The 16,415-nt window shown below is 36.8% G+C and carries 13 protein-coding genes and 1 pseudogene; 8 read left to right on the top strand and 6 right to left on the bottom strand.

The window, feature by feature from the left end; genetic code table 11:
• Positions 1 to 51: 51 nt before the first annotated feature.
• Complete coding sequence (locus MW688_RS01855) at positions 52 to 450, bottom strand: hypothetical protein (RefSeq protein WP_486734208.1); 399 nt, start codon at positions 448 to 450, stop codon at positions 52 to 54.
• Positions 451 to 563: 113 nt separating this feature from the next.
• Between MW688_RS01855 and MW688_RS01850 the strand changes: the two genes are divergently transcribed.
• From MW688_RS01850 to MW688_RS01835, 4 genes and pseudogenes are all read left to right on the top strand, one after another.
• The gene (locus MW688_RS01850) at positions 564 to 1,622 is read left to right on the top strand and encodes an extracellular solute-binding protein (RefSeq protein ID WP_486734207.1); all 1,059 of its coding nucleotides are present in this window, start codon (positions 564 to 566) and stop codon (positions 1,620 to 1,622) included.
• A gap of 1,308 nt (positions 1,623 to 2,930) precedes the next feature.
• A complete protein-coding gene (locus tag MW688_RS01845; protein WP_486734206.1) occupies positions 2,931 to 3,404 on the top strand; it encodes a FeoA family protein in 474 nt (157 codons plus the stop codon).
• A gap of 71 nt (positions 3,405 to 3,475) precedes the next feature.
• Positions 3,476 to 3,934: pseudogene (locus MW688_RS01840) on the top strand (ferrous iron transporter B); the annotation flags it as partial.
• A 580-nt stretch (positions 3,935 to 4,514) separates the two neighbouring features.
• Positions 4,515 to 4,736 (top strand): FeoC-like transcriptional regulator, encoded by a 222-nt coding sequence (locus tag MW688_RS01835; protein WP_486734205.1) that lies wholly within the window; start codon positions 4,515 to 4,517, stop codon positions 4,734 to 4,736.
• 24 nt (positions 4,737 to 4,760) lie between these two features.
• On the opposite strand, the gene MW688_RS01830 is transcribed toward MW688_RS01835, so the two are convergent.
• From MW688_RS01830 to MW688_RS01815, 4 genes are all read right to left on the bottom strand, one after another.
• Complete coding sequence (locus MW688_RS01830; protein ID WP_486734204.1) at positions 4,761 to 5,192, bottom strand: DUF6691 family protein; 432 nt, start codon at positions 5,190 to 5,192, stop codon at positions 4,761 to 4,763.
• 12 nt (positions 5,193 to 5,204) lie between these two features.
• The gene (locus tag MW688_RS01825) at positions 5,205 to 5,624 is read right to left on the bottom strand and encodes a YeeE/YedE family protein (RefSeq protein WP_486734203.1); all 420 of its coding nucleotides are present in this window, start codon (positions 5,622 to 5,624) and stop codon (positions 5,205 to 5,207) included.
• A gap of 49 nt (positions 5,625 to 5,673) precedes the next feature.
• Positions 5,674 to 5,823: a hypothetical protein gene (locus tag MW688_RS01820; protein ID WP_486734202.1), complete on the bottom strand. Its 150-nt coding sequence runs from the start codon at positions 5,821 to 5,823 to the stop codon at positions 5,674 to 5,676.
• A gap of 194 nt (positions 5,824 to 6,017) precedes the next feature.
• Positions 6,018 to 6,164: a hypothetical protein gene (locus tag MW688_RS01815; RefSeq protein WP_486734201.1), complete on the bottom strand. Its 147-nt coding sequence runs from the start codon at positions 6,162 to 6,164 to the stop codon at positions 6,018 to 6,020.
• Positions 6,165 to 6,464: 300 nt separating this feature from the next.
• On the opposite strand from MW688_RS01815, the gene MW688_RS01810 reads away from it, so the two are divergent.
• Positions 6,465 to 6,725 carry an Ig-like domain-containing protein gene (locus MW688_RS01810; protein WP_486734200.1) on the top strand — a complete coding sequence of 87 codons (261 nt, stop codon included), beginning with the start codon at positions 6,465 to 6,467 and terminating at the stop codon, positions 6,723 to 6,725.
• A gap of 62 nt (positions 6,726 to 6,787) precedes the next feature.
• Here the strand turns inward: MW688_RS01810 and MW688_RS01805 are convergent, their stop codons facing one another.
• Positions 6,788 to 10,774 (bottom strand): magnesium chelatase subunit H, encoded by a 3,987-nt coding sequence (locus MW688_RS01805; RefSeq protein WP_486734199.1) that lies wholly within the window; start codon positions 10,772 to 10,774, stop codon positions 6,788 to 6,790.
• A gap of 1,188 nt (positions 10,775 to 11,962) precedes the next feature.
• Between MW688_RS01805 and MW688_RS01800 the strand changes: the two genes are divergently transcribed.
• From MW688_RS01800 to MW688_RS01790, 3 genes are all read left to right on the top strand, one after another.
• Positions 11,963 to 13,258: a pentapeptide repeat-containing protein gene (locus MW688_RS01800; RefSeq protein WP_486734198.1), complete on the top strand. Its 1,296-nt coding sequence runs from the start codon at positions 11,963 to 11,965 to the stop codon at positions 13,256 to 13,258.
• Between the two features lie 209 nt (positions 13,259 to 13,467).
• The gene (locus MW688_RS01795) at positions 13,468 to 15,987 is read left to right on the top strand and encodes a hypothetical protein (RefSeq protein WP_486734197.1); all 2,520 of its coding nucleotides are present in this window, start codon (positions 13,468 to 13,470) and stop codon (positions 15,985 to 15,987) included.
• A gap of 234 nt (positions 15,988 to 16,221) precedes the next feature.
• Positions 16,222 to 16,415 (top strand): pentapeptide repeat-containing protein (locus MW688_RS01790; RefSeq protein WP_486734222.1); only part of this gene is annotated, 194 nt, incomplete at its 3' end.

The raw sequence follows: 16,415 nt of genomic DNA, 5'->3' as shown, positions 1-16,415 counted from the left end.
CAATTAATTGTCAATAATTGGCGATCGCCCTCCTCTTAAACCAGACAAATACTAAATTCTTTCTCTTTTAGATAATAATTGCTCTTCTAGTATAGCGATCCGATGATAAGCTGCTGTTAATTGAGCTGTCAGTCTCTGAATTTGCACATCAGGGGATAAAAGTTCTTCTAGATGAGGTTTTTCAGTACTTTCTTCCGTAGAATCATCTAATATATCCTTGTGTTTTGTCAAGGAAGATTGAGAGGGTTTAGATATGTGGTTGATTTTACGAATATCCTGGTTATTTTGTTTTTGATCTCTAGTTGGCAATGATTTCTGGGATGTTTTTGATCGATTATTTGGCCTATTATCTATCAAGGTGTCTATTTGTGAGCTTAAAACCTCTATAATGCAATATAGCTGGTCTACCTTGTAATTTAATTCAAGCATTTGTCTTTGTACAGCTTCCATGAAAATTCCTATCTTTGCTTAATTCATTCTATATTAACTAAGGTTTCCTTAAACCGAGTTATTATTTATGATTAATTTAATTATTTATTTATAATTTATCCCTTAGAAAAAAAATGAAGACCCGTCGTTCTCTCTTAATTGGTTTAAGTAGTCTTATTGTTGCTAACTTTTTAACAAGCTGTCAGCGAAATAACCATAAATTAAAATTCTCTTTACTCAATAATTCCATACCGCCTCAACTCTTAGGCAAATTCCGTAAATCTTTAACTAGTCAAGATTTAATTGCCTTTCAATTAAACGATAAATTGCAGGAAATTTGGCAATTATTAGCAGACAAACAGGGAAATTTAGTAACCTTAGGTGATGCTTGGTTACAAAAATCAATTCAAAATAAATTGATACAACCTTTAGAGATAGAAGAATTAACAGGATGGCAAAAATTACCACCAAGATATCAAGAATTAGTTAGACGAAGCGACGAAGGTTATGTGAGTGAAGAGGGAAAAATATGGGGAGCCCCCTATCGTTGGGGGACAACAATGATCGTCTATCGTCAAGATAAATTTGAACAACTGAAATGGTTACCTCAAGATTGGTCAGACTTGTGGCGAGAAGAAGTGCGCGATCGCCTATCCTTGCCCGCTAATATCAGAGAAGTAGTCGGTTTAACTTTAAAAAAACTCGGACATTCCTATAACACTAGAGATTTAGCCTCCGTATCAGAATTAGAACAAGAGTTAAAGCAGTTAGATAAACAAGTCAAATTTTACAGTTCTGATCACTATCTACAACCCATCGTTATGGGCGATACATGGATAGCAGTAGGTTGGTCTACAGATATCATTCCCCTAACTAAAGCTTACAGCAATATTGAAGCAGTAGTCCCTCAATCTGGTACATCTATTTGGGTTGATTTATGGGTAAAATCTGCATACACTCAAGAAAGTGATTTAATTCAAAAGTGGATTGATTTTTGTTGGGAAACTCAATCGGCAGAATCAATCACTCGTCTAACTAATGCCGCTTCACCGATAATTTCCCCTCAAGATTTAGATGTAAATAATTTAGTAGCCATAGATACTGAAATTTTTAACAAAAGTGAATTTCTTCTGCCCCTATATCCAGCAACTTTAGAACAATATGAGTCTTTATGGAAAAGCGTAATTAGTTAATTGGCTGCCAAATCAATCCCCTGCTCCCCCTCTCCCGGAGCTCCCCCTCTCCCTGCTATACAAGGGTTTGGTGAGTTGCTTATAAAGCCCCCCTTCTTTGATCTTGCATCTTTACCTAATGTTATTGGTGGGGGATGAGTCTTGAAGTCTTGAAGTCTTGAAGTCTTGAAGTCTTGAAGTCTTGAAGTTTTGAAGTAAAAGAATTGATCCTAACCCCTTAAAAATTGATTCTCGCCTGTTGGCAAATTTCAGTACTTTTGTACTTGCGTGCTTTGGTATAAGTATAGTAATATACATTTTATCCACAACTTAAGTAATTTTACTTAAAATCCCCCCTCTCCCCTGCCTCACAAGGGTAGGTTTTTTACAAAGAGCTTGTAGTAAAAGTAAGACAAGGTAGACAAGGAGGGAAAGTAGACAACTCAGACCCTCGCATCTTTACCCAAAGTTACTGGTTGTGTTTGAGTAATGAGTAATGAGTAATGAGTAATGAGTTTTTTTAAGTATTTATATTTACTTTTTTGAACCAAAAAACCCACCGAAACCACTAAATGAATGAATTTTTCTGACCGCTAAATTAGTACAAAAATACTCGTGCTTTGCTCTCAGCATAAGTATTTGTATGCTACACAAAGCCAAAAACATACTTTTTTACTTGTATTATCTCCCTTGTCTACTTGTCTTCGTTCCTCCCGGAGTCCCATATCAAAGCACCAAAACAAAAGTACAGAAATTGGCCGACAAGGGAGAATCAATTTTTAAGCGCGATCGCATTAATTCTCTTACTCATTACTCATTACTCATTACTCATTACTCAACCACAACAAGTAACATTAGGTAAAGATGCAAGATCTGAGCTTGTCCCGTCCTCACCGAAATGTTAAAAACCTACCCTTATCAGCTCTCCCCCTCTCCCTGCTCCCGGTGCTCCCTGCTATACAAGGGTTTGGTGAGTTGCTTATAAAGCCCCCCTTAATAAGGGGGGTTTGGGGGGATCATTTAGCTATAAAATTGGGCATAGTTGATGAATGTCCTAAGCCTCTCTTTTTCTGCTATAGCATTTCAAAGGACTCATGAGGTTGTACCTAACTCCAGCAAAGCTGCCTCGGTGCCTCGGTGCCTCCTGCCTCAAAAGGATAACTTTTGTACCTCACAAGAATGGGAACTGCTATATATAATTAAGCCCACCTACTTATATAATCGCGAGACAAAATTTTAAGCTTTTCTTTAACTTTGAAGGGCTTTTTTAATTGAAAATAATTACTAATAACTCTTATAATGAGAAAAATTCGCATCTAGGGTTAAATTATGGATCGGCATATTAATGGCAATGATCAGAAATTTTCTTATTTTGGGGGGTCAGTAGAAGAGGAAACTGAAAACGAAGAGATTCTTAAAGAAAGTGAAATTGAGTCTTTTTACCCTTTAGCAGAAGTGAAACCAGGTAAACGAATATGGTTAGTTGGTTTTAAGGGTAAAGGAGGAATTAATCGACTTTTGGCCATGGGATTAACTCCGGGAGCTCAATTAGAGGTGATAAGCTCCCAAGCTAGTGGCTCAGTATTAGTAGCAATTCAAAACAGTCGCATTGGTGTAGGAGCGGGAATAGCTCAAAGAATATTAGTAAGTGATCAACCTTTGAAGAATAGAAAAATGGAAGCAGAAACCAGTACATATTTACGAGAAATGACTCAGGGAAGTCAAGGAAGAATCATCGGCTACGAAAAAGCCAGAGGAGGTTATAGCAGTGACCGCAGTGGTGTTAACAACATTGATCACTAACTTTTCCCCCCAACCCCCCTTACCAAGGGGGGCTTTTCATCATTTTTGTCAACATCTATTGGCTCATTGCTATGGTAAAAAACATTAATCATTCTTCTAGTTATGTAGCTTATCCTGCTGTAATTGAAGAAGCTTTAGCTGAATTAGGACCTTATATCAACAAGAACAGTACTAAGCGTATTGTTGACCCCCGCTGGACAGCACTAAATTTATTACAATACGATGGAGGAGTAGCCCCAGAGTTGGGGGGAGAAGAATTAGTTAAAATTATCGCCAAACATCGGCGCCAAATTCATCAAGTATTGGGAGAGGATATCGATATTCTCATAGCTGATAGTCGTTATGGTTTTATTAATCAACTTACCCAGGGAGCGACTCAAAACACAGGACAATTAAATAATACTACTTCAGACCGCCTCGATCAAATCGTCCTCAATCGTTGGCTAGGAATTCCTATTTTTTTCCTAGTAATGTATCTGATGTTCCTCTTCACAATTAACATCAGTGCAGCATTTATTGACTTTTTCGACTGAGTAATGAGTCTTGAAGTAAGGAGTAAGGAGTAATTATTTGAGTAATGAGTCTTGAAGTAAGGAGTAATGAGTTAAAGAATTAATGCTCAACGCTTAAAAATTGGTTGACCGAGTGCAAAATCTTCGGCGAAAGAGAAATGAACTTTTTCTGAGGTTAATTTAGTACATATAGCAATGACCAAATAGATGTTTACAGTTATCATGAAAAGCCCCCCTTGTTAAGGCTATCCTTTATAAACATCTTTCTTAACACAAAACTTGACAAAAACCGTAACTTGTGGGTAAGTGCTTTGTTAGATTCTGTTTAAGAAAATAATGTATAAAAATATACATTATTTAGGAAATTAAGTAATTTTACTTAAAAATTTTCTCCCTGCTCCCTGCTCAGAAGCTCCCTGCTATACAAGAGTTTCAGAGTTGCTTATAAAGCATAGCTTGTTAAGGGGGGGAAGGGGGGATCTGTAAATATAAATATTGTTAACAGTACAACGCTCATTGCTATAAATACTGGTGCAAGATATAAGACACCGTAAAAGGTGCGGTAATTGTCAACATTACTAGGAAAAACACTAAATAAATGATTTTAACTGAAATTCAATCCTATCTAATTGAACATAAAAAAGCCTCTTTAGCTGAACTAGCGATTAAATTTCATCGTGAACCAGACTACCTTCGTCATATTCTCAAGCATTTAATTCGCAAAGGCAGGATACAGCAAATGAAAACTCAAAAATGTAAAAGTTGTTCTAGTTGTCCACCAGAGTCAATTGAATTTTATGAATGGCTAGAACCTTCTTAGCGCTTGAAAATAAAAGATTGAAGATTATCTGATATCTTTAGGTTTTGAGGATGATAACCTCAGATATGTGAGAGATCCCAAGATAAAAGCAATCATAAATAGAATTGGATTGCGTATTCCCAAAACTATAGCGGTAATACCTGGACCAGGACAGTAGCCAGCAATACCCCAACCTAAGCCAAAAATCACCGCACCCAGAATTAATGGTCTATCTATATCTTTTTTAGTAGGCAAATAAAACTTACTACTGAAAATTGGTTGCGGTAAACGCAGTACAAAACGAAAGGCAATTAGTGTAACTCCTACAGCACCCCCTAAGACAAATAAGAGGGTGGGATCCCAGTCTCCAAAGAGATCTAAAAATCCTAAGACGCGATCGCGATCAATCATTTGAGAGAGGCTTAAACCAAAACCAAATAGTAACCCCGACAAAAGAGCAATTAAACTTTGTTTCATTTTCTTTTACTATTAAGCAATCAGATGATTAGTAATAAATACTGTTATAATTGCTGTAACCATAAAAGTAACAACAGCAATCAAAGAGCGAAAAGATAGTCTTCCCAAGCCACAGACACCATGACCACTAGTACAACCATTCCCCATCCTTGTACCAACACCCACGAGAAAACCACCCACAATCATGGCTACTGGTGCAAAAGAAGATACAGGGGTAGGTTCTTTTGCCAAGACATATTCATAAATTAAACCTCCTCCCAGCATCCCTGCAATAAACAGCCATCGCCAATTTTCTTCAGGCTTAAATTTGATTGCACCATTTACCATGCCACTAATACCAGCGATTCGACCATCAAAAGCTAGTAAAATAGTCGCACTCATTCCAATCAGCATTCCACCGATTAAAGCGGGGATCCAGTTAACTTCTGCCATATTAGATATTTTAATATTTTAAATTTTACTATACAACTATGGTATCATATTATCGCGTTATACCCAGATTTTGCCTATTTAGAGATTTAGTAGGTTGGGCAGGGAGATAACCCAACAATTTAACTCCGTGGTCTCCAACTGCTGAGGGGGTGACAGCGCTAGAAGGGCGCAAGCCTTGCGCCCCTACTAATAAATTCATTTTCTCACATCTTCCACCAGTACTTATGTACCAAATTATTGTGGTCAAAAGCCGAAGAAAAGAATCTATAGAACAAAAATACTGAATACGCCTTGAGTGTCAACCAATTTTTAAGGGGTGCAATAAACTTACTCAAAATTGCCAGCGAAAGCGGAGAGCGCCTTAGAGGCTGTTTTGTGGTCAATAATCTTGAGTTATTGGGAGGCGCTCTCCGCCACTTCACAAGTTATTTGTGACCCCAAACCATTAACTGGTAAAGGCTGGCAATTTTGAGCAGGTTTTCTCTCGCGGGTGACAGCGCTAGAAGGGCGCAAGCCTTGCGCCCCTACTAATAAATTCATTTTCTCACATCTTCCACCAGTACTTATGTACCAAATTATTGTGGTCAAAAGCCGAAGAAAAGAATCTATAGAACAAAAATACTGAATACGCCTTGAGTGTCAACCAATTTTTAAGGGCGATCGCATTAATTCTTTAACTCATTACTTCAAGACTTCTTACTTCAAAACTTCAAAACTTCAAGACTTCAAGACTCATTATTCGTGGTCTAACTCCTTATGAATTTACAGTCACTCTCGACAAAGAAATAGATACATCTATATCTTTAAACTATGAAACTGTAGACGAAACAGCCCAAATTAGTGACTGTAAATAACGGGGATTTAACTATCAACCCCAATGGGTCTTTTATTTACACACCAGATGAAGACTTCTTTGGCACAGATACCTTTACCTATCGGGCGAATGATGGTCAAGATGATTCTAATCTGGCGACTGTGACTATATTGGTAGAAGAAGTCATTGACCCTGATGGTTCAAATCCACAACCTTCTAATCCCTATATTTTTGTTGCAGGGGTAGAAGAAAATCAACTCAATGATTCTAACAATTTTATTGTTTAAAAAAAATGTAAAAAACCTACCCCTGTGAGGGGGTAGGTAAGGAATAAATAATTAATGATTAATTATTCGATTCCTTCAATGCGGTCTTCGACTTCTTGGTATAATTCCCGCAAACGGTCTATATTGGTTTCAGAAGTTTCCCAATAACCACGACCATTTACTTCCAAAAGAGTACTAACCATGCGGCGGAAAGAATGAGGATTGAGATTCATCAATCGCTTACACATTTCTTGATCTTCAATAAAAGTAGTATTGGTATCTTCATAAATCCAATTATCTACAGCGCCTGCGGTAGCAGACCAACCCATAGTATTAACTAGGCGTTTGGATAACTCACGAACACCTTCGTATCCATGGTTAAGCATACCTTCGTACCATTTAGGATTAAGTAGTTTAGTGCGGGCATCTAAACGAACTGTTTCTGATAAGCTACGTACTTGGGCGTTAGCAGTGGTAGTATCAGCGATGTAAGAAGCTGGTTTTTTACCGTCTTTACGCAGACTAGAAATAAGCTTAGTAGGATCTGAATCGAAATAGTGGGACACATCCGTTAAACTAATCTCAGAAGAATCTAAATTTTGGAAAGTCACATCAGCGGTTTTCAAAGAAGACTCAAAAATCTCCCGATTTTCTCCCATAACTCCAGGATTATCGGAATCAAAAGCAAAAGATTTGCGCTTCAAATACATCTCTTGTAACTCTGATTCTTCTTCCCAACTGCTATTTTCTACTGCTAAGTTAACATTAGCGGCATAGGAACCAGAAGCATTAGAGAAGACACGAGTTGCTGCTTGACGCAGATTTACTCCTAACTCTTTTGCTTGTTCTAAAGCATGTTTACGTACATAGTTCATTTCTAAAGGTTCATCAGCCTCAGCAGCTAATTTAACTGCTTGGTCTAAAAGATTCATCTGATTAATGAACAAGTCGCGGAATACTCCAGAACAATTTACTACCACATCGATACGAGGACGACCTAATTCTTCTAAAGAAATTAGTTCTACCTTGTTGATTCGTCCTAAAGCATCGGGTTTAGGCTTAACTCCCACCATCCAGAGAATTTGAGCGAGGGATTCTCCATAGGTTTTAATGTTATCAGTACCCCAAAGTACAGAAGCTATAGTTTCAGGGTATTTCCCGTCATTTTCTTGTTTTTGACGCTCTAACAGGCGATCTACAACGGTTTTAGCCGATTGAACCGCAGCAGTCGTGGGAATTGATTGGGGGTCTAGGGCGTGAATATTTTTGCCAGTTGGTAGTATGTTAGGATTGCGTACCGGGTCTCCTCCAGGTCCAGGCAGTACATATTCTCCACTTAAAGCTTGAAGTAAACCGTCTAATTCTTTGTCTGCACAAACCTGTTCTAAACAGAATTCTAGGAATTTAAACAGAGGTTTGAGCAATTCAGGGTCAACTTGACCATATCCTGCATTAGTTAAAGCTTCTAACCAAGGTGTTTTTTGACCGCGATTAAAGAAGTTAAATGGGGTTACTTTACTAACTCGGCCATCGCTTTCGGTTTGACTATCTACTAAAGCGGCTACGGCTTCGCGAGTGGCTTGAGTAATTTTTTGTAACAAGTCTACATCTGCTAAAACACCATTGTTATTGTTTTGATAGATTTCTTCAATGTCTCTATCAATGCTTTGGGCAATAATTCTGGGGAGGGAGACTATACCATCTTCGGGACGGTCTAAACTAGCGATATTTACTAAAGTGGCGATCGCCTCTGTAGCTGTTGGTGGTTTACCTACTACATGAAGTCCACATGGTAGTAAACGTGATTCAATTTCCATCAGTTTCTGATAGACTTTACCTACTACCCTATCCCGTTCTTCTGGACTGAGGTCTTTTGCTTCTTCGGGTAAGTCAATATCTTTATCTAAATTAACTAACCGACACTTATCAGCAATACTATTGAGAATTGGTACACCCCTGCCTGTATCTTTCAGAGTTTGATAGGAGGATATTAACTCTGAGAGTTCTTGTAAACCCTTGTATAGTCCTGCATTTTCTGCGGGAGGTGTCAGGTAAGAAATAGTCTCTGCATAACTACGACGTTTAGCAATTGTTGCTTCTGATGGGTTATTGGCCGCGTAGTAATATATATTAGGAATGGTGCCAATTAAATTGTCTGGGTAACATGCTCCTGACATACCCATCTGTTTACCGGGCATAAATTCTAGAGAACCGTGAGTACCGAAGTGTAGCACTGCGTCTGCTTGCCAAATTTCGCTCAAATAGGTGTAATAGGCGGCAAAACCGTGGTGAGGACTAGCTGAACGAGAAAATAGTAGGCGCATGGGGTCCCCTTCGTATCCAAAGGTTGGTTGTACTCCTATAAATAGGTTCCCAAAGCTTTTTCCATAGACTAAGAGGTTTTGTCCATCGCTATTTAGTTCTCCTGGTGGTGGTCCCCAGTTTTCTTCTAAACGGGTAGAATAGGGGGTTAAACGCTCGTATTCTGTGACACTCATGCGATAAGCAACATTGAGTTCTGGGCTTTGATATTGTGCTGAGGCATCATTAATAACTTCTGCCATTAAGGCTTCTGGTGACTCAGGTAATTCTGGTATATCATAGCCATTACTTTGCAGACCTTTGATTACTTCGTAGATGGAACCAAATACGTCTAAATAAGCTGCTGTACCTACATTTCCTTTGTCTGGAGGGAAACTAAAAATAGTAATTGCTACTTTTTTGTCTTGGTTGGTTTTTTTACGTAGGTTAGCCCATTTCATTGCTCTTTGGGCAATGGTTTCTGTTCTATCTTGTAGAGTAATCGCTTTGCCTGTGGCGTCATCCCTTCCTGATAAAATTAATGGTTCAATTGCCCCATCTAGTTCTGGTATGGCAATTTGTAAGGCTACTTGGATTGGATGTAGTCCTAAATCGCTTGCTTCCCATTCTTGAGTTGTTTGGAATACTAATGGTAAAGCTACCATATAGGGACGATTTAGTTTTTTCAAGGCTTCTACTGCTGTAGGATGGTCTTGTCTGGCTGGACCTCCCACTAAAGCAAAACCTGTTAATGATACTACTGCATCCACCATTGCTACTGGAGTTACTCCTTTGACTCTGCGGTCATAGAAGTATTCTTCTACTGGTTTGGAGAAGTCTAAACCCCCAGCAAAGACTGGAATTACTCTTGCTCCCATCGCTTCTAATTCTTGTACCATGGATACGTAGTGGGCATCGTCTCCTGTTACTAAATGGGTACGCTGTAAAATTAAACCAATACAGGGAGCTGATGGCTGTTTTTGTTCTGAGGCTATGTCTGGTCTTTGTTTATGCCATTCTAGATATTCTTGTACATCCTCAAACATTTTTGGCGCTAAAGGATGCCAGATTCCCATATCTGGATATACTATGGGATCTTTGTAGCTGATTGCTGTGTCTTTTTTGTTTTCTAACACATATTTGTCAGCTACCATAATTAAAAAGTTTTCAATATTTTCTGGGGATCCTCCTAACCAGTATTGAAAACTCATCATAAAACTCCGTGCATCTTGAGCTTTGTCTAAAGGCATATACTTTAGTACTTTGGGCAAGGTGCGTAGTAGTTTTAGCATTCCATCTTCAAAGGATGCTCCTGATTTTTCTTTGCGTTTCTTCATAAATTGGGCGATCGCGCTCTTCGATTGTCCTAGTTGAGACATAGAAAAACTTCCCAATTTATTTAGACGCATCATCTCCGGCATCGATGGAAATACTATTACTGCATCTATATCGTCTCTTTTTGCTTTTACTGTTTCTGCTATTTTTGCGGCTAAATCTTCTATAAATATTAAAGAGGCTATGAATATGTTTGCTTCTGCAATTTTTTCTTCAAAATCCGCATAGTTCTCTGGATTTCTTAATTCCTCTAGTAAATAACCGCTTAGTTCTATAGCTATACTCTCATTCGTTTCGTTAATTGATTTAACTGCTGCTGCTAGAGAACTTTGGTATTGGGATTCTAGCACGACATAGACCACCTTGACTAAAGCTTTTGCTTCTGTTCTTTCTGGTGAAATGTGTCGAATGGTGGACTTGACGTGAGTGAACATAAATAATATTCTCCTTCAACTTAAGCTTATATGAATTTGGGCCTTTTATTTTTATACCAAAAAAATACCTACTTTTTTTCCCTATCTCCTAATTTGCAACAATTTGATAAAAATTTTAAAAATTACTTTACATTTATTTGTCAATTTTATAGCAGGCACTTTTATTGTTTGTAAATAAAAATTTACAAACAATATATTGACAAAAATAAAACTTTAAGGTAATAATAAATTTTCTCTAGCCAGTATCTTGAGTTAAACTTATATCTTGCACCAGAACTTATGTACTAATTTTTAGGTCAGCAAAAATACTGAATACGCCTTGAGCTCAGATCTTGCAACCCAACACCTAACAGTCGGTAAAAAGGAGTTAGATTGTTGGGTTTCGTTACCTCAACCCAACCTACTGGCTATCTGGTGGTGGTTGAGTTTTGAAGTTTTGAAGTTTTGAAGTTTTGAAGTTTTGAAGTTTTAAAGTAATGAGTTAAAGAATTAATGCTCAACCCTTAAAAATTGGTTGACCGAGTGCTACGATCTTAGGGTAAACTCAGACCCTCGCACCTTTGCCAAAAGAAGAGGGGTGATGGTTGAGTCTTGAAGTCTTGAAGTGAAAGAAGTTTTAACGTAATAAGTTTTGAAGTTTTAAAGTAATGAGTTAAAGAATTAATGCTCAACGCTTAAAAATTGGTATACCTTTGCAAGATATGGGAAATACGAGAAATGAACTTTTTCTGAGGTTAATTTAGTACATAAGTTCTGGTGCGAGTGATATGAGGAAGACAAGGAGACAAGGGAGATAATACAATGAAAACAGCGTCTTGTCATACTTATGTATACCTTAAAATCCCTGTTTCCTTTAAATATAATTAAGTAGCAGGTTAAAATTGAGGAAAATATAGTAAATATATACTACAAGCCAGAAGCGATCGCCGCTTAGTACCAATCTCTGTTTCCTTTAAATATAATTAAGTAGCATGTTAAAATTGAGGAAAATATAGTAAATATATACTAAAAGTCAAAAGCGATCGCCGCTTAGTACCAATCTCTGTTTCCTTTAAATATAATTAAGTAGCATGTTAAAATTGAGGAAAATATAGTAAATATATACTAAAAGTCAAAAGCGATCGCCGCTTAGTACCAATCCCTATTTCTTATACTGATTAAAGAAAGACATTATTACAAAAGATACAAATGACTTCTCATCCAATATCAGAAACAATAATCAAACACGCTAATAACCCCGAAACCTTTCCTGTGGTTTTAGAAGAAATTTATCACCAATATTCTCAGAGAGAAATTAGACTTGCTTTGGTGAGTAATCCTCATACTCCTGCTAAGATTTTATGGAAGTTAGGAGAAGATTTTCCCCAAGAGTTATTAAGTAATCCAGTATTTGATTTAATGCTACAAGAAAATCCTAACTTGTTGGCGAATATGCCCGAAGGGACTTTAAGTAGCATAATGCGTTTACCATACCTTGAAGAATCTTATGTTCTTTTTGCTTTAGACAATTGTCAGAAAAATAAAAAAATACTGGCAGTGATTATTTCTTATCAGAAAACACTATTAAATAAGTGGCGACAAGATAATCCTGATGTAGATATTAGTTTACAAGGTGCCAATTTAGAAGGTGCCAATTTACAAGGTGCCAATTTAAGATATGCCTATTTACAAGATGCCAATTTAAGAAGTGCTGATTTACAAGGTGCCAATTTAGAAATTTATAGAAGTCAAGCTAAATTAGGAACATGCTCTTTTTATTCTTATGCTACTGTATATGTAATTAAAAAAGATAAAAGGTTGACTTTAGCAATTTGTGCTATTCGACCAACTGATACAATGGTAGCAGTAATTAGCTACTTATTAGGTTATATTTTTCCACTTAAACTAAATTTTAAAACATTATATTTAGACAGAGATTTTTTCAGTATTGCAGTGATTCGTTGGCTGCAAGCTTTGAAAATACCTTTTATTATGCCAGCAATAAGGCGAGGTAAAACTGGTGGAATTAATCAATTTCTTCTAGGAGGAAAAAGTTATAAAACAAGTTATACAATGTCTAAAAATAAAGAAGATTTTGTCACTTTTGACTTGTGGATAGTTTGTAAGTATTTAAAGGGAAAAAGAAATAAAAAAGGAATCGAATATTTTGCTTATGTTGTCTATAAACCTTATGTAAGTTTAGATTATATTCATCAAAGTTATCGTCAACGCTTTGGGATTGAAAGTAGTTATAGAATTAAAAATATTTGTAGAATAAAGACAACTAACAAAAACCCGATTATTCGATTATTATTTATAGGTATTTCTTTTATTATAGTAAATATATGGATTAATCTGCTCTGGAAAAAAGTTAGCAAACCTCGCCGTGGTGGAAGATTAATTTATCATTCTCTTTTTACTTTTAAACAAATGTTGTCTTTTTTAAGCCATTCTATTGACCAAATTTACCAGATAGTTGATGGTATCTATTTACCTTCTGGTTAATAAGTTTAGTAAATTAATAAGTTTTGTTTATCTATTATCTTTAATATTTTGTATTGAATCTTACCAAAGTTGAAACGCGCACCGCGAAGCGGATCTCGCACGAGATCGCTCTGGGGAAAAACTTTTCCATCTACTGACATTGGGTTAAAATAAAATTATTAAAAAATAAGTGTCAATCTTGGCCCAGTACAATTATCTAATCAATTTTCATGAATACCACAGACCAAAATCTCATCAATACATCTGAAGCTAGGGTACTTCCAACAGTAACTATTCCTGACGGTGATGACTTAGCTACTTTTACTATCGATGCCGTAGATAATAACATCCTCGATGGCAACCAACTGGTAACTATCAGCCCTTCAGCTAATGGATTTAGCGATGTCAGTCAAGAATTAACAGTCTTAGATAATTTTGATAACGAAACACTTTTTCCAGCTCAATTCAATCTTGCTGAGTTAAACGGTAGCAATGGTTTTGTGATTGAAGGGATTAGTAGCGGGGATCGATTGGGCATTTCTGTTAGTACTGCCGGAGATATGAATAGTGATGGCCTTGATGATTTGATTATTGGGGCTTACTTTGCAGATCCAGGTGGTAGAAGAAATGCAGGTCAAAGCTATGTAATTTATGGTAATCGTGATTTAGGCAGAGGTGATTTATCTTCTATAAAGTTAGATGAACTTGACGGAAACAATGGTTTTACTATTAATGGAATTCAAGGTGCAGAGTTTTCTTCTATTACAGGACAATTTGAAGGAGAAGATGAATCAGGTAAATCAGTGAGTGGAGGGGGTGATTTTAACGGTGATAATTATGATGATGTAATTATTGGAGCATGGGAAGCAAATAGAGTCGTTAGAGGAAATCCTCTTGTTAATGCCGGAGAAGCCTATATTGTTTATGGTGGACCTAATGTAGGTACTAATGGTAGTTTTGAACTAGTATCACTAAGAAATGACGGCGATAACGGTAATAACGGTTCAATTATACCTAGTATATTTACAAACGAATTCTTTGGGACAGAAGTAGATAATATAGGTGATATTGATAATGATGGTTTTGATGATGTAATTGTTGATGGTACGCAAGGTAACACTTATATCTTATTTGGGAAAACAAATTCATCCACCAATTTCAGGGCTCATGTTATTAATGGTGACATTGCTTCTGTAGATGGGGGAGGAGATGTAAATGGTGATGGAATTGAAGACATCATTCTTGGAGGAGGAAGACAAGAGAGTTATATAATATTTGGAAGTACAGGTGTAACCAATTTACCAGCAGAAATCAATAATTTAAATGGGAATAATGGATTTGTTATTACTCATAATCATACAGGAAATGACTCCAATCAAGTTAGTATTATAGGAGATATTAACAACGATAATATTGATGACTTAATTGTTGCTCCAGATGAGGTTGAAGAGAAATATGTAGTTTTTGGCAGTAACAATCTAGGAAACACAGGCAATTTTGACCTAACAACTCTAAATGGGCGAAATGGTTTTGTAATTAATGGAATTTCAGGGAGCTTATTTGGCGATTCGGTGAGTAATGCAGGGGATATAAACGGAGATGAAATAGATGACCTAATTATAGGTAATGATGGGAAAAGGCCTGATGGAGAAGTTTATGTTTTATTTGGCGCAACAAACATAGGTAACAGAGGCAGTGTAAATATTTCTGAATTAAATGGGAACAATGGTTTTTCTATTCGTGGTTTACCCAATGATGATAACTTAGGACGATCAGTAAGTAGTGCAGGAGATTTAAATGGAGATGGGGTTGATGATTTGGTTATCGCTGCTGATGGAGCTCAGGTCGATAATCAAGATAACCGCGGCAAAGGTTACATCATTTTTGGTCAATCTAAAGATATTACTCCACCTTCACAACCAGATCTTAATGAAGTTGTTGGCACAAATGACGACGATTCACTAGATGGTAGTTTTGATGATGATTTACTTCTAGGTAACGATGGTAACGACTTTTTAATTGGTAAAAATGGCAATGATATCCTTGATGGTGGTCGCGGTAACGATACTTTACGTGGTAGTGATGGCAATGACTACTACATAGTCGATTCTGTTGATGATGTAGTAGAAAATGAAAAGCCAGATGCTGATGGTGGCATTGATACTATAGAATCTTCTGTGGATTGGGCACTAGTACCAAAAGGTAGAAATGTTGAAAATCTTATTTTGACTAGCGAGCGCTTTACTGCTGGTATAGGAAATATTCTCGATAATCGCATAATTGGCAGTATTTCTAAAAATCGCCTCAGTGGTGGTAGTGGTGATGATTACCTAGATGGTGGCAGACAAGAAGACCGCTTACTAGGTAACTCAGGTAATGATACACTCGTTGGTAGTTTTGCTGATGATTTATTAGAAGGTGGCTTGGGACGCGATCGCTTTCAGTTTGCTCGCATTGATGAAAGATTAGGTATTGATACAATTGCTGACTTTAATCCCGTTGCTGATTTTATTTCTCTTAATCAAAGAGGTTTTGATGGTATTAATGAGGTTGGGGCAATTGATGATGACCAATTATTGATTGTAGATAATTTAGATGATTTAGAAGCTGATTTTACTCTTGGTTTTGTCTATGCCACCAATGATGGAAGCTTGGCTTATATCGATAGTGACAATGGTGTAGATTTAACTCAGTTTGCTGTTCTCAGCAATTTGCCTGATATCGAAGCCGATAATTTTTTGTTCTTTTAGCTTGGGCTACGAAAAAAATTGTAACTATCAGTAGATGGAAATGTTTTCTAGAAGCCTTATGGCTTCGTTTATATAGAGCAAAAGTACTATCATCTCTAATCCTTGTTTTACAATTGTTTTTACCTTTGATAGATTTTATTCTGCGAGCGATCGCCAAGAGTGGCAAGATTATTTTGTCAAATACGAGGGCTGAAAAGCTTATTATCTCGTTGATCAAAAAAAGTTTTCCATCTACTGAATTTACAAGGTGCCAATTTACAAGGTGCCAATTTAGGAGGTGCCTATTTACAAGATGCCAATTTACAAGGTAACAATTTAGAAGGTAACAATTTACAAGGTGCCAATTTACAAGGTGCCTATTTACAAGGTGCCTATTTACAAGGTGCCTATTTACAAGGTGCCTATTTACAAGGTGCCAATTTACAAGG

It is taken from the genome of Johannesbaptistia floridana, from assembly GCF_057440575.1.
Note: the sequence above shows the minus strand (reverse complement) of the source record. Positions and strands in the feature narration are given on the sequence as shown.

Bases quoted from the DNA above. Each gene is read 5' to 3' on its own strand.
- MW688_RS01855 (WP_486734208.1), bottom strand. From the start codon at position 450: ATGGAAGCTGTACAAAGACAAATGCTTGAATTAAATTACAAGGTAGAC.
- MW688_RS01850 (WP_486734207.1), top strand. From the start codon at position 564: ATGAAGACCCGTCGTTCTCTCTTAATTGGTTTAAGTAGTCTTATTGTT.
- MW688_RS01845 (WP_486734206.1), top strand. From the start codon at position 2,931: ATGGATCGGCATATTAATGGCAATGATCAGAAATTTTCTTATTTTGGG.
- MW688_RS01835 (WP_486734205.1), top strand. From the start codon at position 4,515: ATGATTTTAACTGAAATTCAATCCTATCTAATTGAACATAAAAAAGCC.
- MW688_RS01830 (WP_486734204.1), bottom strand. From the start codon at position 5,192: ATGAAACAAAGTTTAATTGCTCTTTTGTCGGGGTTACTATTTGGTTTT.
- MW688_RS01825 (WP_486734203.1), bottom strand. From the start codon at position 5,624: ATGGCAGAAGTTAACTGGATCCCCGCTTTAATCGGTGGAATGCTGATT.
- MW688_RS01820 (WP_486734202.1), bottom strand. From the start codon at position 5,823: ATGAATTTATTAGTAGGGGCGCAAGGCTTGCGCCCTTCTAGCGCTGTC.
- MW688_RS01815 (WP_486734201.1), bottom strand. From the start codon at position 6,164: ATGAATTTATTAGTAGGGGCGCAAGGCTTGCGCCCTTCTAGCGCTGTC.
- MW688_RS01805 (WP_486734199.1), bottom strand. From the start codon at position 10,774: ATGTTCACTCACGTCAAGTCCACCATTCGACACATTTCACCAGAAAGA.
- MW688_RS01800 (WP_486734198.1), top strand. From the start codon at position 11,963: ATGACTTCTCATCCAATATCAGAAACAATAATCAAACACGCTAATAAC.
- MW688_RS01795 (WP_486734197.1), top strand. From the start codon at position 13,468: ATGAATACCACAGACCAAAATCTCATCAATACATCTGAAGCTAGGGTA.